This is a genomic window from Desulfomonilaceae bacterium, assembly GCA_041662605.1.
Lineage (GTDB): Bacteria > Desulfobacterota > Desulfomonilia > Desulfomonilales > Desulfomonilaceae > CAJBEZ01.
Genome location: JBAZSD010000020.1, coordinates 35,274 through 56,228, shown reverse-complemented (window position 1 = coordinate 56,228; position 20,955 = coordinate 35,274). Strand labels below are relative to the sequence as shown.

General features: G+C 47.5%; 20 protein-coding genes. 12 read left to right on the top strand and 8 right to left on the bottom strand.

Annotated features, from left to right (window positions below; all coding sequences use genetic code 11):
- The first annotated feature begins 86 nt into the window (after positions 1-86).
- From WC647_14660 to WC647_14635, 6 genes are all read left to right on the top strand, one after another.
- Positions 87-1,130, top strand: a complete 1,044-nt coding sequence (locus WC647_14660; protein MFA6223549.1) for an RnfABCDGE type electron transport complex subunit D — start codon at positions 87-89, stop codon at positions 1,128-1,130.
- A 24-nt stretch (positions 1,131-1,154) separates the two neighbouring features.
- Complete coding sequence (locus WC647_14655) at positions 1,155-2,063, top strand: FMN-binding protein (protein MFA6223548.1); 909 nt, start codon at positions 1,155-1,157, stop codon at positions 2,061-2,063.
- A 12-nt stretch (positions 2,064-2,075) separates the two neighbouring features.
- Positions 2,076-2,696 carry an electron transport complex subunit RsxE gene (gene rsxE, locus WC647_14650; GenBank protein ID MFA6223547.1) on the top strand — a complete coding sequence of 207 codons (621 nt, stop codon included), beginning with the start codon at positions 2,076-2,078 and terminating at the stop codon, positions 2,694-2,696.
- A 1-nt stretch (position 2,697) separates the two neighbouring features.
- Positions 2,698-3,660 carry an Rnf-Nqr domain containing protein gene (locus WC647_14645; GenBank protein ID MFA6223546.1) on the top strand — a complete coding sequence of 321 codons (963 nt, stop codon included), beginning with the start codon at positions 2,698-2,700 and terminating at the stop codon, positions 3,658-3,660.
- A 67-nt stretch (positions 3,661-3,727) separates the two neighbouring features.
- On the top strand, positions 3,728-4,639 hold the full coding sequence (locus WC647_14640) for a Fe-S cluster domain-containing protein (protein MFA6223545.1): 912 nt from the start codon (positions 3,728-3,730) through the stop codon (positions 4,637-4,639).
- Between the two features lie 140 nt (positions 4,640-4,779).
- Complete coding sequence (locus tag WC647_14635; GenBank protein ID MFA6223544.1) at positions 4,780-5,493, top strand: hypothetical protein; 714 nt, start codon at positions 4,780-4,782, stop codon at positions 5,491-5,493.
- Between the two features lie 154 nt (positions 5,494-5,647).
- Here the strand turns inward: WC647_14635 and WC647_14630 are convergent, their stop codons facing one another.
- From WC647_14630 to WC647_14620, 3 genes are read right to left on the bottom strand one after another with little or no spacing between them, the layout of a single operon-like run.
- Complete coding sequence (locus tag WC647_14630; GenBank protein ID MFA6223543.1) at positions 5,648-7,699, bottom strand: 3-hydroxyacyl-CoA dehydrogenase NAD-binding domain-containing protein; 2,052 nt, start codon at positions 7,697-7,699, stop codon at positions 5,648-5,650.
- A 29-nt stretch (positions 7,700-7,728) separates the two neighbouring features.
- Positions 7,729-8,955, bottom strand: a complete 1,227-nt coding sequence (locus tag WC647_14625) for a thiolase family protein (protein ID MFA6223542.1) — start codon at positions 8,953-8,955, stop codon at positions 7,729-7,731.
- A 20-nt stretch (positions 8,956-8,975) separates the two neighbouring features.
- Positions 8,976-10,838, bottom strand: coding sequence for an acyl-CoA dehydrogenase (locus tag WC647_14620; GenBank protein MFA6223541.1), 1,863 nt, complete (start codon positions 10,836-10,838; stop codon positions 8,976-8,978).
- A 359-nt stretch (positions 10,839-11,197) separates the two neighbouring features.
- Here WC647_14620 and WC647_14615 point away from each other — a divergent pair, with 359 nt between their 5' ends.
- Positions 11,198-12,064 (top strand): tetratricopeptide repeat protein, encoded by an 867-nt coding sequence (locus tag WC647_14615; protein ID MFA6223540.1) that lies wholly within the window; start codon positions 11,198-11,200, stop codon positions 12,062-12,064.
- 64 nt (positions 12,065-12,128) lie between these two features.
- Here the strand turns inward: WC647_14615 and WC647_14610 are convergent, their stop codons facing one another.
- The 3 genes from WC647_14610 to hisD are packed head-to-tail and all read right to left on the bottom strand — an operon-like array spanning position 12,129 to position 14,732.
- Positions 12,129-12,878, bottom strand: a complete 750-nt coding sequence (locus WC647_14610; protein ID MFA6223539.1) for a DUF6125 family protein — start codon at positions 12,876-12,878, stop codon at positions 12,129-12,131.
- A gap of 26 nt (positions 12,879-12,904) precedes the next feature.
- Positions 12,905-13,381: a cyclic pyranopterin monophosphate synthase MoaC gene (moaC, locus tag WC647_14605; GenBank protein MFA6223538.1), complete on the bottom strand. Its 477-nt coding sequence runs from the start codon at positions 13,379-13,381 to the stop codon at positions 12,905-12,907.
- Between the two features lie 46 nt (positions 13,382-13,427).
- Entirely contained in the window at positions 13,428-14,732 is a 1,305-nt protein-coding gene (gene hisD / locus WC647_14600; protein ID MFA6223537.1) for a histidinol dehydrogenase, read from the bottom strand.
- 163 nt (positions 14,733-14,895) lie between these two features.
- On the opposite strand from hisD, the gene WC647_14595 reads away from it, so the two are divergent.
- Entirely contained in the window at positions 14,896-15,792 is an 897-nt protein-coding gene (locus WC647_14595; GenBank protein MFA6223536.1) for a YkgJ family cysteine cluster protein, read from the top strand.
- Between the two features lie 45 nt (positions 15,793-15,837).
- On the opposite strand, the gene WC647_14590 is transcribed toward WC647_14595, so the two are convergent.
- Positions 15,838-17,412, bottom strand: coding sequence for a glycosyltransferase family 39 protein (locus tag WC647_14590; GenBank protein MFA6223535.1), 1,575 nt, complete (start codon positions 17,410-17,412; stop codon positions 15,838-15,840).
- Positions 17,396-18,382, bottom strand: a complete 987-nt coding sequence (locus tag WC647_14585) for a cation diffusion facilitator family transporter (protein ID MFA6223534.1) — start codon at positions 18,380-18,382, stop codon at positions 17,396-17,398. The genes WC647_14590 and WC647_14585 overlap by 17 nt, the downstream gene beginning before the upstream one ends.
- A 281-nt stretch (positions 18,383-18,663) precedes the next feature.
- Between WC647_14585 and WC647_14580 the strand changes: the two genes are divergently transcribed.
- From WC647_14580 to WC647_14565, 4 genes are all read left to right on the top strand, one after another.
- Entirely contained in the window at positions 18,664-19,221 is a 558-nt protein-coding gene (locus WC647_14580; protein ID MFA6223533.1) for a manganese efflux pump MntP family protein, read from the top strand.
- Between the two features lie 82 nt (positions 19,222-19,303).
- Positions 19,304-19,816, top strand: coding sequence for a hypothetical protein (locus tag WC647_14575; GenBank protein MFA6223532.1), 513 nt, complete (start codon positions 19,304-19,306; stop codon positions 19,814-19,816).
- 14 nt (positions 19,817-19,830) lie between these two features.
- Entirely contained in the window at positions 19,831-20,295 is a 465-nt protein-coding gene (locus WC647_14570; GenBank protein ID MFA6223531.1) for a DUF2889 domain-containing protein, read from the top strand.
- Positions 20,296-20,320: 25 nt separating this feature from the next.
- The gene (locus WC647_14565; GenBank protein MFA6223530.1) at positions 20,321-20,947 is read left to right on the top strand and encodes a PHP domain-containing protein; all 627 of its coding nucleotides are present in this window, start codon (positions 20,321-20,323) and stop codon (positions 20,945-20,947) included.
- The last annotated feature ends 8 nt before the right edge of the window (positions 20,948-20,955 follow it).

Here is a 20,955-nt window from a genome sequence, read left to right as displayed (position 1 = left end):
GCGTCATACAACCGGTCAATTACTTTGACTTAAACCCATAACTTGTAAGGGAGGATGGGACCATCGAAACAATAGACTCCAGAAACATGACTTTCAAGCCGGAATGGGCTGTTTCGGTATCCCCGCATATAAGAAAAGGTACCACCACCGCCCAGATCATGTGGACCGTGTCTGCGAGCTTGATGCCGGCGCTGATTCTGTCCATTTATAATTTCGGGTTCAGGAGCCTCTTAATAACACTCGTCAGCGTAATTTCGTGCGTTGTTGTAGAGGCGTTATCTTCAAAGGCTATGGGACGGTCCGTGTCCGTCAAGGATGGAAGCGCGGTTCTCACGGGGATTTTGCTTGCATTTGTAATACCTCCTGGGGTGCCATACTATCTCCCCTTGATTGGAGCTGTCGCCGCCATTTTTATAGCCAAAGAGTTGATGGGTGGAATTGGCTACAACGTGTGGAACCCTGCTTTGGTCGGGAGAGCTTTTCTTCAGGCGTCTTTTCCGGTAGCCATGACTACCGCATGGATACCTGCGCAGCAGTTATCCAAAGGTGCCTGGGATATTTTCTTGAGTCCTGGCAGCGTCGACGCTGTATCAACGGCGACGCCGCTTTTTGTGCTAAAACAGTATGGCTTAAACGCCCTCACCCAACAGTTCGGAGCCCTTGACTCCATCTATTGGAATTTCTTTCTGGGCTTTAAACCCGGGTGTATAGGAGAAACGTCAGCCCTCCTGATACTTTTGGGTGGACTCTTTCTCATGGCCCGCAAGATAATCACTTGGCATATTCCCGTATCCACTTTGGTCTCCGCCGCTTTGGTCGCATGGATTTTCGGTGGAGAAACGTGGTTTAGCGGAAATCCCCTTGTTCATGTGCTTTCAGGCGGATTGATGCTTGGCGCTTTTTACATGGCCACAGATTATGTGACGTCCCCAACATTGAAATCAGGGCAGCTTTTATTCGGAGTCGGTGTAGGAGCTTTGACAGTCCTGATAAGGCTGAAGGGTGGATACCCCGAAGGTGTTTGCTACGCAATATTGTTGATGAACTGTTTGACCCCGGCGATGGATGACTGGTTTGCGCCCAAGCGGTTTGCTCCACCCAAGGCCGCTCCCGTTGCGGCTGTTAAATAGTCCCTATTCCTGAAAGAGGTTTCAATGAAAGAAATCTTCAAAATTACAGTGAGTCTGACTGCTGTTTGTATAGTCGCTTCATTGATACTCGGATTTGTCTACGCCAAAACGGAGCATGCTCGAAAACTCAATGAAGAAAAAATAGAGCAGGATACCATTCAGAGCCTGCTAGGTTACGGCAAGGGGCAAACGCCTCCCAGCGATCTTAAGGTTTATCCGGTTTACAGATATGTTATTAATTCTGACAAGGGTGAGACTTATCTTGGGTATGTTCTGCCACTGAAAGATAAGAAAGTAGCCCTTGCGGAAATGGATCTTTCAGGCAATCCTGTGAAAGTTTTCCCCATTGAAGCGGATCTTTCATCCTTGTCGGATAAGACCACAAGAGACGCTGCTGTGGATGCCGTACTACCCAAAGGCTCAAAATCAGTATATGCCCAAACCATATTTGTGGCGGATCTTGGGGACAAGCGTCTCGGGTACGTCGTCCCCGGAGTGACTCAGGGATTTAAGACATTCATCAAATTGATGGTATCTCTGAACCCCGATTTTACAGTTACGGGCGTCGCAGTAACATACTCTGAGGAAGATCCGGGCCTGGGCGCTGAAATCCAGAAGGACTACTTCAAAAACCAGTTTGTGGGGAAAACTCTCGAACTTCTCAAGAAATTGACCGTGGTTAAAGAACCTTTGCCCGTAGATTACGCTACCGCCTTGGATCCCGTAAAAGCCAAGAGAAAAGGCTTCTCGATGGAGCAGATCAAAGAGATCAAGGCAAAGCACGTGAATGACAATATCTACGCATTGACCGGAGCCACAATTTCCAGCAGAGCTTTAACGAACGGAGTTGTGAACACGGTGAAGAAATTCGTTTACCGCTTGGATAAATTGAACGAGGCGGTAAATAAAGATCAGTTAAGCATAGCTTTCTAGCGGAGGTAACAAGTGAACAGGAATATTAAGCTTCTCTGGAATGGCCTGATACCTGAAAATCCTATCTTCCGCCTCGCTTTAAGTATGTGCCCGGCGGTTGCTGTGACAACCTCGGTGGAAAATGGATTGATGCTAGGCCTTGCTGTCATTTTCGTCCAGGTGTTTTCGAGTTGTACAGTTGCTATATTCAAGTCGTTTATTCACCCCAGGATAAGAATCCCGGCGTATGTCATCGTGATTGCCCTGTGGGTCACAGTCATTGATATGATACTTCCGGTAATATCACCGGATGTTTATAAGAAGGTCGAGTTATTTGTTAAGTTGATTGTCGTTTTTGCGATCATCATTTCTCGACTTGAACTTTTTGCGTCAAAGGAGCCACTCGTTCCATCCTTTTTTGACGGTTTGGGGATGGGGATCGGATTCTTGTTTGGCCTATGCCTTACCGGGGCGATTAGAGAGTTTTTTGGAACTGGTCAGATCTTCGGATTCGATATACTTGGATTCAATCCCTTGTTAATAATGGTTCTTCCTGCTGGTGGTTTTTTTGTTATCGGATTTATCATGGCGGCTTTCAACTACATCGAATACAAGCTTACGGGAAAGATCCCATCATCGGGAGGGGCCCATTAAAATGAAAATTCGCAAAAAACTGTCTTGCGCTGGAGTGATAACGGTAGCCTTGTTCCTGCTCGTTACTGCTTTTCCCGAAATGGCGCGGGCGGCCACAGGCTCGGGTTCCTTTAATAAAGACACGGAAATCCAAATTTCATTTGGTGTGCCAGTAGACCAATCTTGGGGTCAAAATCCCCAGAATTACAGAGTATTTCAAAAGACAGATCCTGATATTGAAATTCCGGTAAAATCGGTAACGCTGGACCCTAGAAAAACAACGGCTGTCTTAAAATTCGGCGAACCCCTTAACGTATCAAGTGAATACGGAGTTGACGCGAAAGGTGTGATGTCCAAAGGAAAATCTCTTGGTGACATTCAGTTTTTGGTGAAAAAGAGCGAAGCCCAAATTCTTTTCACCATATTTCTCGGAGCTATGCTCATCAACAATTTTGTTTTCACCAAGTATTTGGGGCTGTGTATTTTCTTCGGTGTCTCACAGAAGAAAGAAACTGCTATTGGTATGGGGATGACGTTTACGGTAGTCATGGTGTTGAGCGCCATAATGTGTTGGGCGCTATATTCGTATGTGTTAACCCCTCTCCATTTGGGTTTTTTGCAGATCATCGTGTTTATTGGTACCGTTGCCATTTTTGTTCAGGCTATGGACACCATCCTTAGAAAGGTGAACCCTTACCTGTTCAAGAAGCTCGGAGTGTACCTTGTGCTCATTGTCACTAACTGTATCATTTTGGCTGTTCCGTTGATTAACGCGGACAGTAAGAACGGACCATTTGAAAGTCTTACTCTGGGTCTGGGAGCTGGTTTAGGATTTGCTCTGGCATTGTTCTTGATGTCTTGCGTAAGGGAAAAGCTTGAACTATGTCGTGTTCCGAGTGTGTTCAAAGGATTGCCAATAGCTTTCGTGGTTACCGGATTGTTCGCTTTGGCTTTTCTCGGGTTTTCTGGATTGTCCATATTCTGACATTTAACTGGGCCAAAATAACCGAGTTGTGTTTCTAGTGTCGGTTGGTCCGTAGAGGTGAATACATATGGAAGAAGTTTGGCGCATAGCCTTAATGGGAGTAATTTTCTTTGCCATATTCGGAATTTTTTGTGGTCTAATTCTCGCTTACGCCGCCAAGAAGTTCGCTGTAAAGGTTGACCCAAAGATTGAAGCCGTACGGGCATGTTTGCCCGGCGCTAATTGTGGGGCCTGCGGGTATGCAGGGTGCGAGTCTTATGCTGAAGCGGTAGTTACAGACCCAAATTGTCCTCCAAATAAATGCGCTCCAGGAAAGCAAGCAGTAGCGGACAAAGTCGCCGCTGTAACCGGAAAAGCGGCTGGATCGGCAAGTCCCGTCATTTCCGTCCTTAGATGTTCCAGGAATGAGGGAGAGGTCAGAAAGAAATATTCATATCAGGGATTCGATACCTGTCAGGGAGCGGCCATTGCTTTTGGAGGGCCATATGAGTGCAACTTCGCATGTATAGGATATGGTGACTGTGAAGTAGCGTGCCCGTTCCACGCTATTCATATGAAAGACAACATGCCGGTGATTGATAAAGAACTATGCACTGGTTGCGGTGTGTGTGTAAAGACCTGTCCCAAGCAGGTACTGGAACTAGCGCCCAAAAATGCACTTTGTTACGTGCCCTGTAGCAGTCGAGACACAGGCAAGGCCGTCACCAATGTCTGTAAGGCTGGCTGTATTCATTGCGGGGCTTGTACTCGAAAGGCTAAAGATATTGTCACAATGGTTAAAGACCGCATTGAAATTGATTACGAAAAATGCGATGAAGATTGCGCAAAGGCTGGAGTGTGGGCTTGCAGTAAACAGTTTATTTTTCGCTACTTTGATCCGGAGCGCCAAGCCAAGGCGGTCGATCAGATAAAGGCGGAACAGGCGGCCAAGAAGGCAGCGGCTAAATCCCAGCAACAGATGGAATCCAAAGCGCTGTGAAGCCCTTGATTCCTGGTTTACCGGAAGAGGTAGTGGATCTTTTGTGGAATACGCTATAACACCACTTTATCAGGAGTTAGGCTTTCTCAAGAGGTTATGACTCCCTGGAAATCGTTCAGTCCTTTAAGGAGGCGCCCATTATGAAAGACAAGAGTTACGTGTGGAACCCTCTTCGTATACTGAGCCCTAAGCTCAGTACTGAAATTGGGAAGCTGGAAGAAGCAGCGGACATTCCGGTTGACGCTACACAATCTCCCGACCAGATTTTGGTCATTATGGTAGGAAAACTCATTGCGTTGACCAATCTAATCGCGGTCGGCTTTAGGAGCGACAGCCAGTCTCAGATTGAAGACTGTGACAAGCTGATTCAAGAAATTGTTCAACTGGAAAGGATTTCCACGTCAGGATTGCTAAAGGAGTCCGAAACATTTGGGCAAAATGTTTTCCGCGCTGTAGTTCGTTTACCGAGCCGTGTGGAACGTATTGGAGTTATGTTCGAGCACATTCTGGCATGCCTGAAGATCAAGGTAAATGAGGGGATACCGTTTAGCGATAAAGCCCAAGCTGAACTGGCCGAACTCTTCGCCGTGACAACTGAGTTGCTCAAGAACCTGAGAGATGGTCTTGTAACTTGCAACATTGTGATCGTCGACCATATCAAGACTGAGAGCGCTAGAATATACGAACTGGCTGAAGATGCTCGTTTTAATCATTGGGAGAGGTTGGAACGCGGATTTTGCTCCGCCGACGCGTCATCAATCTATCTCAAGATCCTCGATTCTTTCAAGCAGGTAGGTGACTATGCTGTAAAAATAACAGATTCGCTTTGTTCCCTGGATGACGCTTCCATATAGACAGAATTACAGGCTGCAAGAAACGATTAAAGCCCCCGTGGATCTCTATAAGTTCACGGGGGCTTTTTTGTCACCTGAGTTCAGGTTAGAAAAAAGGAGGAATGCTCAATGTTTTGAGAAATTCCTCCTTCAATTAAATGTGAAGATTTTATCCCTAGAAAGTGAAGAAGACCTTCTGCAAAACCTTGGGTGTGTACCCAACAACATCCAGATACAGGGTGATCCCACCATTAAAGAATGGCCAACCCGCTCCAAGGATCATTGCTGTATCAACGTCCTTGGCGTCTGCAACAACCTTTTCCTTGAGGACTTTGTCTATCTCAAGGGTTAGATTTGTCAGTATCCTATCAACGATTTCTTCTTTAACGAATTTCTTCTCTCCTCGGTTGCTGAATATTTCAGCCACCTTGGGGTTGAGTGTCTTTCCTGGGCCCATTCCGTTAAAAATATTGGTGACTTTTGCAGCTACCATCTTTTTCAGATTCTCGTTGATCGGGAATCGATCAGGCCAAGCCTTATGGCAGGTTTCCAACACATGGAAGGCTACCGAAGTTCCAACAAAAGCCAGCAGATCGAAGGGGGCCATCGGCAATCCCAAAGATGAAACAGCTTCGTCCACCTCGTGAAAATCCGCTCCTTCATCCACCATCTCAAAACAGTCACTGAGGAGCTTAGTCAACAGCCTATTGACAAGAAAAGCTGGAGAGTCCTTAACCAGGATGGCGTTCTTTTTCAACTTCTTGGCGCATTCAAAAGCTGTGACCAATGTCTGGTCATCGGTTTGCTCACCCTTTATGATTTCCAGCAAGGGCAGTACAGCCACAGGATTGAAGAAATGGAACCCGACTACTCGTTCCGGGTTCTTGAGTTTGGACGCCATTTCTGAGACTGACAGGCTGGAAGTATTTGTGGCGAGTATACAATGCGGAGAAACAACCTCTTCAGCTTGAGCGAAGACTTGCTGCTTAACTTCCATCTGTTCAAAAACCGCTTCAATCACCAGATCGCAGTCAGCGAAATCTTTCCAGTCAAGCGTTCCAATCAGTATGTGATAAAGATGGTCTGCTTTGGCTTGAGTAAGACGTCCTTTGCTTGCCAGAGAACTGAGTTCGCCTTTGACATATCCAAGTCCCTTGTCGAGAAATTCCTGCTTTATGTCTTTTATCACAACAGGAACCCCGTATCTTCTCAGGAAAAGCATGGCCAATTGGGAAGCCATAAGCCCCGCTCCGATGACGCCGATCTTGTTGATAGGTCGGGGTTTCACATCTTTGGGCCGTCCCACTGGCTTTTTGGCTCTACGTTGCACCAGATCGAAACTGTAAACCCCCGCCTTACACTGGCGACTCTTGATAAGATCTCCAAGAGCCTTGTCTTCAGCCGCGAAACACTCCTCAATAGAATGGTTAGAGTCACAGGAGTATTGAATCAGGTCCAGCGCACGATACGGAGCTGGAGCGGCGCCATGGACTCTCATGTCGATAAAGTTCCGTGCAGCGTCCAAACTGGTCTTGAGTTTGGACATGTCGGGCGCTTTCCTCTCGATGCTAACTTTTCCATCGATAATGTCTTCCAGCAAAGCCATAGACTCATCGAAGAACTCGACCGACTCGAATAGTCTGTCGGCCAGGCCGAGATGGAACGCCTTTGTCCCATCTAGCATCCGGTTTTGATTCAACGGGTTGTAAACTATAACTTCCAGCGCTTTCTCAGGCCCGATGAGCCGTGGGGTAAGAGTGGATCCGCCCCATCCTGGAATCAAGCCAAGAAAACACTCAGGGAAAGCTATAGCTGGGACGGCTTTGGATACAGTTCTGTAATCGCAATAAAGCGATATCTCCAGTCCGCCTCCGAGCGCTGCCCCATTTATTGCGGCCAAAGTTGGAATCTTGAGGTCCATGATTTTCTTCATGGCCGCATGACCGGCGGCGCCGATACTTCGACCCTGCTCAAATGTGTTGACGAACGGTACCTGCATCAGATCCGCGCCGGCGGCGAAGATGTAATGTTTACCGCACAGCATCATGCCCTTTACTTCTTTGTCAGCCTCAATCTTGCTTACGGCCTTGTGCAAAGATCCAAGAGCGTGCTCATCAAAAGTGTTGGGCTTCTTATAATCTTCACCATTATCCATGGTGACTATTGCAATTTTCCCAACACGGGAATTGTAATAGTTTGTATGGAACTGAGTACGCGCTTCAGCCATGGCGTTTCCTTTCTATAACTTGAAATTGGTTATTCAGCGTTTTCCTTTTTTTCTCTTTTCTCTTTCTTACCGTCTCTCTGGAGGTTTTTCCAGATTACGGCGCCACCCTGCCCAAGGCCGACGCACATAGTAGTTAAGCCATATTTGACGTCCGGATGTTCCTTGAACGCATGCATCATGTGGCATGACAGTCTGATTCCAGAAGAAGCCAGAGGATGTCCGAAAGCGATTGCGCCACCATATATGTTGAGACGCGGATCATCCGGAAAGGTCAGTCCAAATTCCTCCATAAAGGCCACCGCCTGGACAGCGAAAGCCTCATTCATCTCCACCAACCCGATGTCATCAATGGTCAGTCCGGCAACCTTCAATGCCTTATGTGTGGCGGGTATTGGCCCGATACCCATGATCTCCGGTTTTACACCAGCATAAGCGAAGGATTTCATCTCCATCTTAGGTTCCACACCGAGTTCCTCAGCCTTTTCCAATGTCATTAGCAGGGCTCCCGCTGCGCCATCATTTAGGCCTGAGGAATTGCCGGCGGTTACATTTCCCATTACTCTGAAAGGAGTTTTTAGAGATGCAAGGCCTTCCAACGTTGTTTGTGGTCTAGGTTGTTCGTCGGTGTCGGCTATAACCCAACCGTTCTTGGTGTAAACCGTCATTGGAACGATCATCTGGCTGATTTTGCCGGACTTGATGGCGTCAGCGGCCTTTTGCTGACAGATCAAGGAATACTGGTCTGTCATTTCTTTGGTTATGTGTGGGAACATGTCATGCAGGTTTTCAGCGGTCATGCCCATGGACATAGCGCTGGAATCTACCAGTTTGTCCGTGAGAAATCTTGGATTTGGATCCGCTGTGGCGCCCATAGGATGGTGACCCATGTGCTCAACTCCGCCGGCTATCGCTACATCACAGGCGCCCAATGCAATCTCGGAAGCCGCTGAAGTAAGAGCGCTCATACCGCCCGCGCACATTCTGTCGATAGAATATCCCGCCACAGTCTCAGGCAAGCCCGAAAGTATGACGGTTGTTCTCCCAAGAGTCAGGCCCTGATCCTTTTCCTGACAAAAAACACCCCAGGCGTTTTCTTCCACCATCTCAGGTTTTACTTTGGGGTTGCGCCGCATAAGTTCCCTGATGACTTTTACCACCATGTCGTCCGCGCGGGTGTTCCAGAAAACGCCCTTTTCTCCCGCACGGCCGAAAGCTGTCCTTACCGCGTCAACTAAAACTACTTTTCTCGCTTTCATATTGCTGACTCCACAGAAGATTAGACTAACGCAAATGATTCTTCGGGAAGATCAATAGCGGAGCGTTCGCCGCTCATGATCGCCCTGGCTTTTCCAGGCGCCAACGACAGGATGGTGTTGGCAAAAAACTCGGCTGACGCTACTTTGCCTCGATAGAACGCTGCGCTTCTGTTCGATTTCAACAACTCAGCCTTTTTCTCGGGCGTGTCAGCTTTGGCGTCGTTATACATTTCATCAAGTCGTCTGTCCGCTATGACTGCTTGCCATAGAAGCATGAAACCAACCGCTACGTCCCCGAAAAGTTCAAGGTATGGAGTGGCGTAAAGGATTGGAGTCATGAAATCTTCAGTAATACTTTTCAACCCGAAGTAACGGGTAACTTCTATTAGGTGTTTACGGGCGGTTTCAAAAGGCTCGACTGCGTCCTTGAGGCGGTAGTTTTTCTTGGCGCTCTTAAGCAAAGCGCCGGTTTCAGTCACGATGTTTTTGAATAGTAAGCCTTGCTTGTAACCGACCTTTCTTCCCACCAGGTCCAGAGCCTGAATTCCATTTGTGCCCTCGTAAATTGAGGAGATCTTGCAGTCCCTCATGAACTGTTCCACTGGATATTCTCTGCAGAAACCATACCCTCCATGAACCTGAATCGCGAGTTCAGTTACTCTGAAGCCCATATCGGATCCCCACGCTTTACAGATGGGAATAAGAATGTCGAGAAACCCCTGGAACTTTGCTGCCTCTTCAGTAGTTTTAGCTATGTGAACCCTGTCTTCGCAGTACGCCGCATAGTAGAGCAAAGAGCGAATTCCTTCTGTTACGCTTTTCATCCACATCAGCATTCTTCGGACATCCGGATGCTGAATAATTGGAACCTTGGGTGCCCTGGGATCCTTCATGGTAGAGATCTCTGGCCCCTGAAACCGCTCCTTGGCGTACTTCAAAGCGTGCATATACGCGGCGCTGGCTTGGGCCAACCCCTGGACACCCACAGAGAGCCTGGCTTCATTCATCATGTTAAACATGATTTTCATTCCCTGGTTTTCTTCCCCAAGCAAGTATCCTATACAGTTGTCCTTTTCGCCAAAATTAAGAGCGCATGTGGCGGATCCATGAATCCCCATCTTCTTCTCGATAGCCATGGTGGTAACGTCATTGTCCTCCAGATTGCCGTTTTCGTCATAGCGGAATTTGGGAACAATAAAAATGCTGATGCCTTTTGTCCCAGGGGGAGCGTTCTCAACACGGGCCAGAACCATGTGAATTATGTTTTCTGTCAAATCATGGTCACCGGCTGAAATAAATATCTTCCCACCGGAAATTGAATAGGTTCCGTCGGGTCTTTTTACCGCCTTGGTTCTTAGCGCTCCGACATCGCTGCCCGCCTGCGGTTCTGTCAAACACATTGTGCCGCACCATTCACCCGCGTACATCTTATCCATGTACATCCGCTGTTGTTCTTCAGTGCCATACAGTTGAATCAAGCGAGCTGAGCCGATCGTAAGTCCGGGGTACATCATCAGGGACTGGTTAGCCGCCACGAACAGTTCCATGGTCGCGATGTAAAGAAGGTTCGGAAAACCCTGTCCTCCATGATCCGGGGGTATGGGAAGAGCAGCCCATCCTCCCTCGCAATACTGCTGATAAGCAGCGTGGAATGAAGACGGAACCGTCACTTTTCCATTTTCCAGTTTTACTCCGATAGCGTCGCCCTCCGTATTTGTAGGTGCCAGCTCCTTTTCAGCCATTTTCTGAGCGGTTTCCATGACCATGTCGAACATTTCTCGAGAGAATTCGGAAAACGCGTCTGATTCACAAAGTTCTTCGATGTTTAGTTGCTCATAGAGCACGAATTTCGCGTCGCGCTCGTCAACGAGAAGATTGGCCATCAGTTTTCATCCTCCTTGTGTAACTTGGCAGGGTAAATAATTCCTTTTGAATGTTTTGTGGTCAGGGCTTTAATCGCCGTTTAGCGCCCCAACCAATAAGGCTTGTCGGCATCTCCAAAATTCTATGATAATGAACAGGAAATGGCGCGATTCAGAATACGTTTACACGTTACATTCTAATATCTCAAGAAAAAAGATTCCTTACTGAATCAGTAAAGTATTGAGAATTTCCCTCAAACATTGACTTCGTCCAAAAACGAGCTTACTTTTTTTCAATGTCGTGGCCCGGATCGCGCTCCATCTCCAGCGCGCCCTGCAAATTTCCTGATAACGGCTCTTGGCCGGAAGAGGAGAAGAAAATGTGGGAAGAAAATAACAGAAAAGCAGTCGATCTTTTCCAGAGCGGCAAACAATCTGAAGCGATTGCGCTTGTGGAAGCGGCTCTGAACGAGGCGGAGGAAGAGTTCGGACCGGAAGATCCGAGGGTAGCGCGTTGTCTAAACAATCTCGCTGAAATGTACCGAGTCCAGAAACGGCTCAAGCAAGCCCTTCCTCTATGGGAGAGATCTCTGGAGATCCGCAGGAATGCTCTTGGACCGGAACATCCTGATGTGGCGATGGCGTACAATAATTTAGGTGGCGCATATTTTGAACTAGGCATGTATAAGGAGTCCGAGGCGGCCCTTAGGAAGGCGTCGAAAATTGTCGAGACTTCTGTCGGCCCTGAAACCGACATGATGGTCAACTGTCTTAATAATCTTGCGTCTGTAAATCGTGCTATGGGTCGCTATCCAGCGGCCAGGCCATATTATGAAAAGGCCCTGATGATACAGGAGAAATTGCATGGGCCTTCAAGTATGGAGGTGGGTGTCTCGTTAAATGATCTGGCCGGTCTCTTTGAAAGTCTCCAGAGATTCCAGGAAGCGGAACCATTGTATCGTCGAGCCTTGGCAATAGCTGAAGAGAAATTTGGACCGTATCATCAGCATGTCGCATCATCCCTATACAATCTCGGTTCGGTGCTTGTCGGATTGGGTCAATATGAAAACGCTGAGAAACTTCTACTTCGGGCCCATGAAATAACGGAAAAGAATTACGGAACTTGTGGTCCTCTGACGAACCAAAGCCTCGAGAACCTTGCGGAGTTCTACGAAGGAATAGGGAGACCTGACGAAGCTGGAAAAATGCGTGAACGAGTCGAGAAAGGATGCGGAGTAGCTCGCTGACTCCTCATCCTTTTGACAATAAGTCAGTTCTACAAACAAACAGGATTTCGACCTGAATATGGGCTTACTTCTTGAGGCTGAACTTCCAGGCGCAAAACAGTTTATCGGGAACCCGGTCTGGAGGACACCACAGGCATTCAGTGATTATAGCGGGGTCCATACCTAGGGCAAATTCAGTATATTCGGTTATACCCGCCGACTTGCAGGGGTAATCATCCATCTGTTTTCGGCGTCGCGCCTCCTGGACGCGACACCCCGTCATATAAAATATCAGATTCCCTTCAGTATCCCATTCTGCCGAGTGCGCGTTGAGACTTGAATAAACCCTTAATCTCAGAGCCTTTTCCAGGATTTCCAGCGCACCCTCGGTTTCCGTCCCCAAAAAACTTTTTATCTTGAACGCCTCTAATCTTGCGAACAGAGACCAGCAGGAGTCATTAACCAGTTTAGCTGTGTCCATCCCTTCTGATCCCTCTATAGCCTGAAACCAAAGACCATCACCTGTAACCCAGGTCTTTGAGATGTCGCCAAGCAATAGGAGCAATTCCTCCCGTGACTTTCTTAGAAGAACCTCCGGAATTCCGTCTTTAATTTCGATATTGAAATGAGGGGCCAGTCTGGTCAGGGCTATTTTAAAGTGCCTTTGAGCTACGCTGTGTTCAAATTCAAGAGCCTTGGCGGCTCCGAGTTTCATGGAAGCCTCAGTGAACCACATCCCATAATGCATGATAATATGACCGAAAAAAGTTCCGATGAGAGTTCTCAATTCATCTTCCGGGAGATCCGCTACATCGTAAGACTTGGTCTGGAACATTATTGACTCCACAGGCGCCTCAAATGTCAGGCGCGGACGAAATGACCTGATTTCCCACCGGATTTTTCCATAAGCTTAATCTCTGATATTACCATAGCCCGGTCAACAGCCTTCACCATATCGTAAATAGTTAGGCAAGCTATAGCCACCGCAGTCATGGCCTCCATTTCAACTCCTGTTTTGGCTGTCACTTTTACACGAGCTTCAACATCGATGTGACTCATTTCGGTATTGGGAGAAAAGTCTATGGTTACCGAATTCAGCGGCAGTGGATGCGCCAGTGGTATGAGTTCAGGGGTTCTTTTCGCCGCCATTATTCCGGCTATCCTCGCGACTCCCAACACGTCTCCTTTCTTGCTCTTGCCCGTGAGGATCAATTCCAAAGTTTCCGGTTTCATATGAATTTTCGCATGCGCTGTAGCCAGTCTCTCTGTGATCCGCTTGGGTCCAACATCAACCATTATGGCCTGTCCATCTTTGTCAAAATGTGTCAGTTTGGACATGTAATTTTCTCCGTTTATTTGTTCACACTCACGTTTGATGGAATCATTACGGTTCCATGCGTAGACTGAGCGCAGCGGCATGCGCTGGAAATCCTTCGTAACGGGCTAGGGTCAAGGTATTAGAAGCAAGTTGGTTAAATCCATCCCGTGTTAATTCTGCGAATGACATCTTCCTCGTGAAGTCCCTTACCGAAAGTGCGGAAGCCGTCCGCCCAAATCCTGAAGTAGGAAGAATAGCGTTCGGCCCAATGGAATAATTTGCCAGTGTTCCAGGCGTAAACCTGCCTAAAAGAATTTCTCCGGCCGTTCGAACATGTTTCAGGATTTCCCTGGGATTTTGTGTCAAGACCTGAAGATGTTCCGGAGCGAATTCATTTACAAAGCCTACGGCATCATCCATACTGTCCGCAAGGACAACCCCGCCCGAGTTTGACAGGACAACTTCACAATATGATCTTCTTTCTTCAGGGAGTTTGGCGACAAGATCGGGCAGAGTATCCATCACGGTGTCGGCCAAACTTTGGTCAGGGGTCACAAGATATGCTGAAGAATCGGGGCCATGTTCAGCTTCTATCAGAAGATCGGTCGCAGCAGTGAGCGCATCGATGGAATCATCCGCAAGGATTATGGCTTCACTCGGACCAGCCGGTAAACCAGTGTCAATTTCGGTTGAAAGCCACTGTTTCGCAGCCAGCACGTAACCTGAGCCCGGACCGACTATCTTGTCCACGGGTTGAATTGTTTCAGTCCCGCAGGCCAAGGCCGCAATCGCCTGAACCCCGCCGATCGCATAGAATTCATCTACGCCGATCATCGCTGCCGCGGCCATAGTAGCCTGATCCGGCATCCCACGCTTGTCGGGAGGACTTGTGGCGACTATCCTTTTGACTCCTGCGACTTTTGCCGGCACAGCGGACATCATCATCATTGAGGGGAAAGATCCTTTGCCTCTGGGAACGTAAAGCCCTGCAGAGTTCAAGGGGATTGTCTTTTCACCGGCGATTATTCCTGGCATGATCTCAATTTCACGAATCTCTGGTTCTTTCTGAAATTCGTGGTACTTGGTAATATTAATGATAGATGCCTGAATAGCGACTCGAAGTTCAGACGGGATTTTCTTTAGGGCATCATTCAGCCGATCTTTGCCGACTCTAAAATCCTCGGGGCTCATCGACGCCCCGTCGAATTTGAGCGCATAGTCGACAAGAGCGGAGTCTCCTCTTTTTCTCACATCTTCTATTATTGGCGTGATCTTGGGGATTAAATCCCTTAATCCTACGCTGGGACGTTGTGTGAGTTCTTTTCGCTGTGTGTTGTCGAGCTTGGAAAGCTCCACAAACCTGATTTTCATCTCTTACCTCTGAATAGCAATGAGCAAGTAACTCTAGTGATTATGGATCCTTGACCTGTTGTTTTGTTCTGAAATATGGCGTTCTTTAAAATTGAACTCTTTTGATATATCATAGAATTGGGAACAATATTTAGGTTTGAAGGAGGTTTTTCGGAAGGCGGAAATGGAAAATGACTTGAATAGAGCTGAGTGGAGTTTTTTTGTTACAACCCTAAAAGAGGAAGCTAGAGATGTCTTGTGGAAAGTGGGCTCATCGGTAGCCCCGGAAACCCTGGTAAAATCTGTAATGAAGCAACTGGAGGCCTTGGGGCCCAAGCCTGAAGCGGATGAATCCAGATCTCAGGAAGAGATATGGAAACAGGTTAAGGAAGTCCTTCTCAAAGCTGCCTACGATACGCGTCCCTACTGCATTAAATGCGGAGAATGTTGTTCCAAGGGAAGCCCAACGCTTACATTGGACGACGTCAGCCTGTTACGGAAAGGAAAGATTGGCCCCAACGATGTTTTCACCATAAGAACAGGTGAAGTCGTTTCTGATAACAGAGTTGAATCAACGCTTAAGAATCAGGAAGAAAGAATAAAGATACGGGAGACTGCAGACGACAAGACCTGTATTTTTTACCAAAAATGGAATCGGGAATGCTCAATTTATGATGACAGGCCTGCCCAATGCATGTTGCAGGAGTGCTGGGATCCTAAACCGGAAGCTTTCTCGGACCTATCTCCTCTCACAAGGTATGACCTGCTTCAAGACACAGGAGATATATGGCAGATCATTCAGCGACACGATGAAAGATGTTCCCATGAAGATTTTTCGAGGGAAATAAGCCGTCTCGGAGCGACGAAGGGACAAACAGTCGAAAAGATGCTGGATCTGTTAAGTTTTGATCATCATGTAAGAGAATTTGTCACACAAGAACTGGGGATAGATGGCCAGGCCCTGGAATTACTTTTTGGTCGTCCATTGAGTGATTCTCTCCATTATTACGGACTGGAAATTGAAGAGCAGAGCGATGGAACATTTATTCTCAGACCAGTCAAAGAACCCGAAGAAGGTTAGATCTTTTCGATTTGTCGCAGCTTGGGATCATTAGGGGCAGTTCGCTCAAGGGTCGGAATAAAAAAGTGATCTGGGACCCAGGCGCCTTGGCTTGAATGGGTCAAAACCGTACCCTCGGCATACGTAAACTTCCCGGATTGGTTCTCCATGATAAATGACCGAGTAATAAGGGAGTTGTCGCACGTGGGCGAAGTTTTCAAAAATCGTGGTCAATGTCTGATTTGTGGGCGCAAGAGGCTTGGAACTCACAAATAGGATGTTCTTGTTTTTTAGATCTTTGTACGAACTGTTCCATACGTCAAATTGAGTTGGTCGATCCCACGGGGCCAGATACCTGACCTTCGGCTGTCCAGGAATGTTGAATTCAAGTAGGGCGCAAAGTTGATAGCTGTCACCGGCAATTATGTCACCATCCTGTTTCAATGCGGCCACGTGTTGTCCAAGACCACCCCAACCACGGGTCTCCCATATGATCCTGTCATCTTTTCCGAGCTTTCGCTCGACAGCGGCCGGCAGTAGACCCAACCACCCATGGAGGACAACAAGAGCTACCATCAAGATGGAAATCATCGCTCCAGCCATGACATATCTACGTATGTTTACGTATTTGGATAAAAATTTCGTTACGGGATCGCTATTGTCCGAAAACAGCATCACAGCCAGGATGCCTGTAGACAAATATCCCGTCACTCCCCAGTTGGCCTCCGAATGTCCTTTGAACGACATTACAGCGAACAAAAAAACAGGAAACCCCATACACAGAAGGAGTGATCTCCTGACGTCTTCACGTCGAAGCTCCATGAACATTGAGATGAGGACTCCGGACACTATCGCCGTATAGAAAAGCGGTGATATGGTAAGAAACTGGGAAACATTATAACCGAAGCCATCCGAAATGCGTCGGAAGAAACCGTTATAACCAGACCCAATGAACAGGATGTGTTTGAATGAAGCCCAATCGTGCTGGTAATTCCACCATAGGACAGGCAGTATACACACGGACGCAATGATTGCTCCAATCCATGGTTCTTTCCTTAACAGGACCTCGCGAAGCTTTTTTGAAGAAAGAAGCCAAATCAAGATCGCCGGGAAAAGCAGAGCGCCTGTGTACTTACTGAGAACCGCCAAACCAGTGGCCACCCCTGTGAGGTAAAACAATCGGTAATCTTCTTTTTCCAGGAATTTTGCGCAAGACCACAGGGCGAGCGTCCAAAACATCATCAATGCGTTGTCATGAACAGCCGCCGCTCCACCCAAAAGAGATATGGGAGCAAGGTTAAACAGCAACGCCGAAATGATAGCTGTTAGACCTGACCGGGAAAGGATTTTTGCTGTGGAATACACCAGTATCGTTGTAATCAGCGATGTTATGAGGAATGGAAATCTGACTGAGAAAGCAGTCGACCTCCCGAAAATTTCGGTGGAGAGCCTTATGAGGTAAGCCACCATTCCGGAGTTGTCAAAGTACGACCAATCCAGACGTCGGGACCATGTCCAGTAGCTACATTCGTCAGGAATCAAGTTTATGCTGAATGAAAGAGCTACCCGCCAGATGAAAACGACGGCGATGGCTGTCAGCAATAGCCATTTTTCGCTCCTGTAACTATCCTCTGTGAGCATCCGTCAGTCCTGGGTTTGTAGAGTCGCATCCTGTTCCTACCCGGCAGAACCTGTTGTTTGAGTCAAACTTGATTTCATGCGACGTTTCGATTTGAATGGTTGTGTGTTCAATGTGAAATCTTTCATTCAATATTGAATTTATCTCCAGGAGGATCTCATTACGGTCCCGATCTGTTTCAGTAAGAACCACATGGGCGGACAGATTGATTTGAGAGCTGGAAATACTCCAGACATGGAGATCGTAGACGCAACAGACGCCAGTCACGTTAACTAACGCTGTTTCGATACTCGCAACATCCACCCCGCGTGGAACACCTTCCATGAGTACGTGGACCGACTCCTTCAAGAGTCCCCAGGAAGAAATTAGAATAAGGATACCAATGAGGGCGCTAACAATCGGATCGATCCAGAAGGCGTTAGTGTAGACTATCAATAAACCCGCCACAATTGCTCCGACTGAACCCAGGGCGTCTGATAGCACATGCAGAAAAGCGCCTTTGATGTTCAGGTTGGTGTTTCTACCCCCGAAAAGCAGGGTTGCCATCGCTAGATTCAGTACAAGCCCGACCGAGGCGACGGCAAACATCCCAAATCCCTGAACAGGCTGGGGACTAATTACTCTCTGGACAGCCTCGTAGAATATGACCGCCACAATGGCCCATAGCAACAGTCCATTAATCAAGGCCGCCAGTATTTCTGATCTTATAAATCCGAAAGTTAGTCTGTCGTTCGGAGATCTTTTTGCTATAAGGATAGCCAGCCAGGAAAGTCCCAATGCCATTGCGTCCGAAAGCATATGACCAGCGTCGGCCAAAAGCGCCAAAGAATTGAAAAGCAAGCCTCCACCGGTTTCCACCAGCATGTACAAGCAAGTTACCAGAAAGGCTATTCCGATACGGGTCTGCACGTTGCCATGGGATGTCGGAATAGCATGAGTGTGCGGATATGTGTGACTATGTGAATGATCCATTTGTTTGTGAGTTGTCTCGAGGTTAAATCCGATTCTCTCAATTGATCCACATCATTTCTATCAATTCACCGGAAGAATGTCTACGGAGCACGCGTCGTGTCTTGAAACGGCTTGAAGCATCAGTGTCCCCTAATTCAGCCGAATGAACTGTTTGTTAAAAATTCCTGTCTGTATCGACCCCTTAATTTTGTTGAAGGAGATGCTTTGTTGACTTGGAAGAGGGAGATTTGTTAAGTTGAGTGAGTCCTAATGTGCACTTTGATCCATGGAAATGACGGGCTTTGGGTAATCTTACTCTCTTAGGCTTGGCAGTTGCTCTGGGAATGGATGCGTTCGCTGTTGCGCTCGCTGTCTCCAGCGGTCTGTGTTTCATTACCTTCAGGCACATATTCAGGTTGACCTGGCATTTTGGGCTGTTTCAATCATTAATGACGCTTGTAGGCTGGTTAGGTGGCTCAACTGTTTCTAGTATGTTCGGAGGGCTGAACAACTGGATAGCTTTCGGCCTCCTTGTTTTTATTGGCTTGAAGATGTTGAAGGAATCCGGGGATACAGAAAAGCGCTTGGAAGGCTTCGATCCGACCAGAGGATGGAGCCTAGTTGGTCTGTCTGTGGCCACCAGTCTGGACGCGTTGGCAGTGGGTATTTCCTTTAGCCTGATGGGAACGGAGATTTTGTTCCCGGTTCTGGTAATCGGACTAGTGGCGTTGCTGATGACTTTGGTTGGTATGAAAATCGGCTATCGTGCGGGGAAAAGCCTTGGGCAGTGGGCAGAAAGGGCTGGGGGAGTGGTCCTGATTTTAATAGGAGTCAAAATCTTTGTCGGCAGCTTAATTTAAGTCATTGAGATATGCGATGTCGATGACCGGCAAGGGGGATTAACGTCGAATTTCATCATTACACAGTGTTGAGGTGACTGACATGATTCTTGATTTTCAGACAAACAGCCTGACAGCAGTTACACAGTCAGGACACGGCGAATGGCAAATTCATTTGAACGCTGGAGATAATCTCCTTGAAGTGTCGATCTTTTTAGAAATAAAGGCTCCCACTCTGGATATAAGAAGATCAGAAATTCTACTGAAGAAGGATGTCCTGGGGGTTATTCCGGACATGTCCTCTGTGGCTCAAAAGCTTATTGGAGTCAGAGTTGGTCCTGGAATGACGAAGATAGTTCGTGAACTTGTCGGTGGTTCGCAAGGCTCCGATTGGATATCGGATCTAGTGCTGGAAGCTATGGAGATGCTCGTGAACGGCATAACAGTTCCTGAGCTTCGTAAAGCTGCTGAAAAAGGTGGCGCCCAGATTAGAGTGTCAAGCGACGGCCCAAAGATTTTTTTAAATGATATCGTGATCGGGCCGGAGATGATCAAGGTTCTTGGATCCAATCCGAGACTCAAAGATAGCTGCGCCGCTTTTCAGAACATCGAATGAAGGGAGACTCAAAATTGATCTCAAGAAACATGCCAATATATTCGCGGATGAAATCATGCGGGGTTCAACTACAAGGTTCCGATAAGAGAGTTATTTCAGGGGTGCTGGAAGACGAACTTTACGCTATGCAATGTGAACTGTTGGTCGATTGGCCAAGTCTCACAATTGAGTCTGTTCAAGCAAGAATGAAACGGTTCACCACAATGAAGTGCATCCTGGCGGAGCAAATTTTCCTGAGGGCCGAAGGTTGGAAAATAGATGCTCAGATCGAAGGAAGAATAAAGAAGGAGCTTGGCCGGAACGGATGTCGGCACATGGCGGCTCTTATGATTGATTGTTTGAGAAGCCTTGCACGGTCTGAACTTACGAGAGATTTGAAGACTGCTCTGGATTCCAACTCTGACCTCGATCGGAAAGGTTTTGTCGACGACTTCTTTAGGATGCGCCCTGAATTGAAAGGCCTTGCGAAAATTCAGTAAATCAACCAGTGAGGTTTTCAAGCCCATGAGAATAGACCTGCATTGCCATACGAGTCCGATTTCTCCATGCAGCGAGATGACTCCCGACGAAATGATGAAGTCTGCTCTTGAGTCAGGATTGGATGGGATATGTCTCACTGAGCACAATCGTATCTGGGACCCCGATCACGCGGAAGCATTGAGCCAAAAATATGGAATTGCCGTATTCAGGGGGATTGAGGTCACGACAACCGGTGGGGATATTCTTGTTTTTGGCGTGGATGATGAACCTGAGGGATTGCTTACCCCTAAACAGCTAAAACAGAGAGTAGACGCCAGTGAGGCAATAGCGATTGCTGCGCATCCCTTCAGGGGATTTCTCCTTTTTGGTTTTGGGATGCTTCAAATGAACGTTAATGACGCTCTGGAGAACCCGACGCTGTCACAGGTCCACGCCGTCGAGATTTGCAATGGTAAAGTGACTGACGAGGAGAATGAGTTTGCTGGGCAGGTGGCGGATGCCTTAGGTCTCATAAAGGTCGGAGGAAGTGACGCTCATTCCGCAGAAGCCGTCGGAACTTGTGTCACCAATTTTGAAGTTCAGATCAAGAATGAACAGGACTTAATCACGGCAATCATTAATCGTCAATTCACTCTGGAACGCTGTAAATAAGTCTGATA

Bases quoted from the DNA above. Each gene is read 5' to 3' on its own strand.
- WC647_14655 (MFA6223548.1), top strand. From the start codon at position 1,155: ATGAAAGAAATCTTCAAAATTACAGTGAGTCTGACTGCTGTTTGTATA.
- WC647_14565 (MFA6223530.1), top strand. From the start codon at position 20,321: ATGAGAATAGACCTGCATTGCCATACGAGTCCGATTTCTCCATGCAGC.
- WC647_14645 (MFA6223546.1), top strand. From the start codon at position 2,698: ATGAAAATTCGCAAAAAACTGTCTTGCGCTGGAGTGATAACGGTAGCC.
- WC647_14660 (MFA6223549.1), top strand. From the start codon at position 87: ATGACTTTCAAGCCGGAATGGGCTGTTTCGGTATCCCCGCATATAAGA.
- moaC (MFA6223538.1), bottom strand. From the start codon at position 13,381: ATGTCCAAACTGACACATTTTGACAAAGATGGACAGGCCATAATGGTT.
- WC647_14635 (MFA6223544.1), top strand. From the start codon at position 4,780: ATGAAAGACAAGAGTTACGTGTGGAACCCTCTTCGTATACTGAGCCCT.
- WC647_14640 (MFA6223545.1), top strand. From the start codon at position 3,728: ATGGAAGAAGTTTGGCGCATAGCCTTAATGGGAGTAATTTTCTTTGCC.
- WC647_14630 (MFA6223543.1), bottom strand. From the start codon at position 7,699: ATGGCTGAAGCGCGTACTCAGTTCCATACAAACTATTACAATTCCCGT.
- hisD (MFA6223537.1), bottom strand. From the start codon at position 14,732: ATGAAAATCAGGTTTGTGGAGCTTTCCAAGCTCGACAACACACAGCGA.
- WC647_14590 (MFA6223535.1), bottom strand. From the start codon at position 17,412: ATGCTCACAGAGGATAGTTACAGGAGCGAAAAATGGCTATTGCTGACA.
- WC647_14595 (MFA6223536.1), top strand. From the start codon at position 14,896: ATGGAAAATGACTTGAATAGAGCTGAGTGGAGTTTTTTTGTTACAACC.
- WC647_14610 (MFA6223539.1), bottom strand. From the start codon at position 12,878: ATGTTCCAGACCAAGTCTTACGATGTAGCGGATCTCCCGGAAGATGAA.
- WC647_14615 (MFA6223540.1), top strand. From the start codon at position 11,198: ATGTGGGAAGAAAATAACAGAAAAGCAGTCGATCTTTTCCAGAGCGGC.
- WC647_14585 (MFA6223534.1), bottom strand. From the start codon at position 18,382: ATGGATCATTCACATAGTCACACATATCCGCACACTCATGCTATTCCG.
- WC647_14625 (MFA6223542.1), bottom strand. From the start codon at position 8,955: ATGAAAGCGAGAAAAGTAGTTTTAGTTGACGCGGTAAGGACAGCTTTC.
- WC647_14620 (MFA6223541.1), bottom strand. From the start codon at position 10,838: ATGGCCAATCTTCTCGTTGACGAGCGCGACGCGAAATTCGTGCTCTAT.
- WC647_14575 (MFA6223532.1), top strand. From the start codon at position 19,304: ATGATTCTTGATTTTCAGACAAACAGCCTGACAGCAGTTACACAGTCA.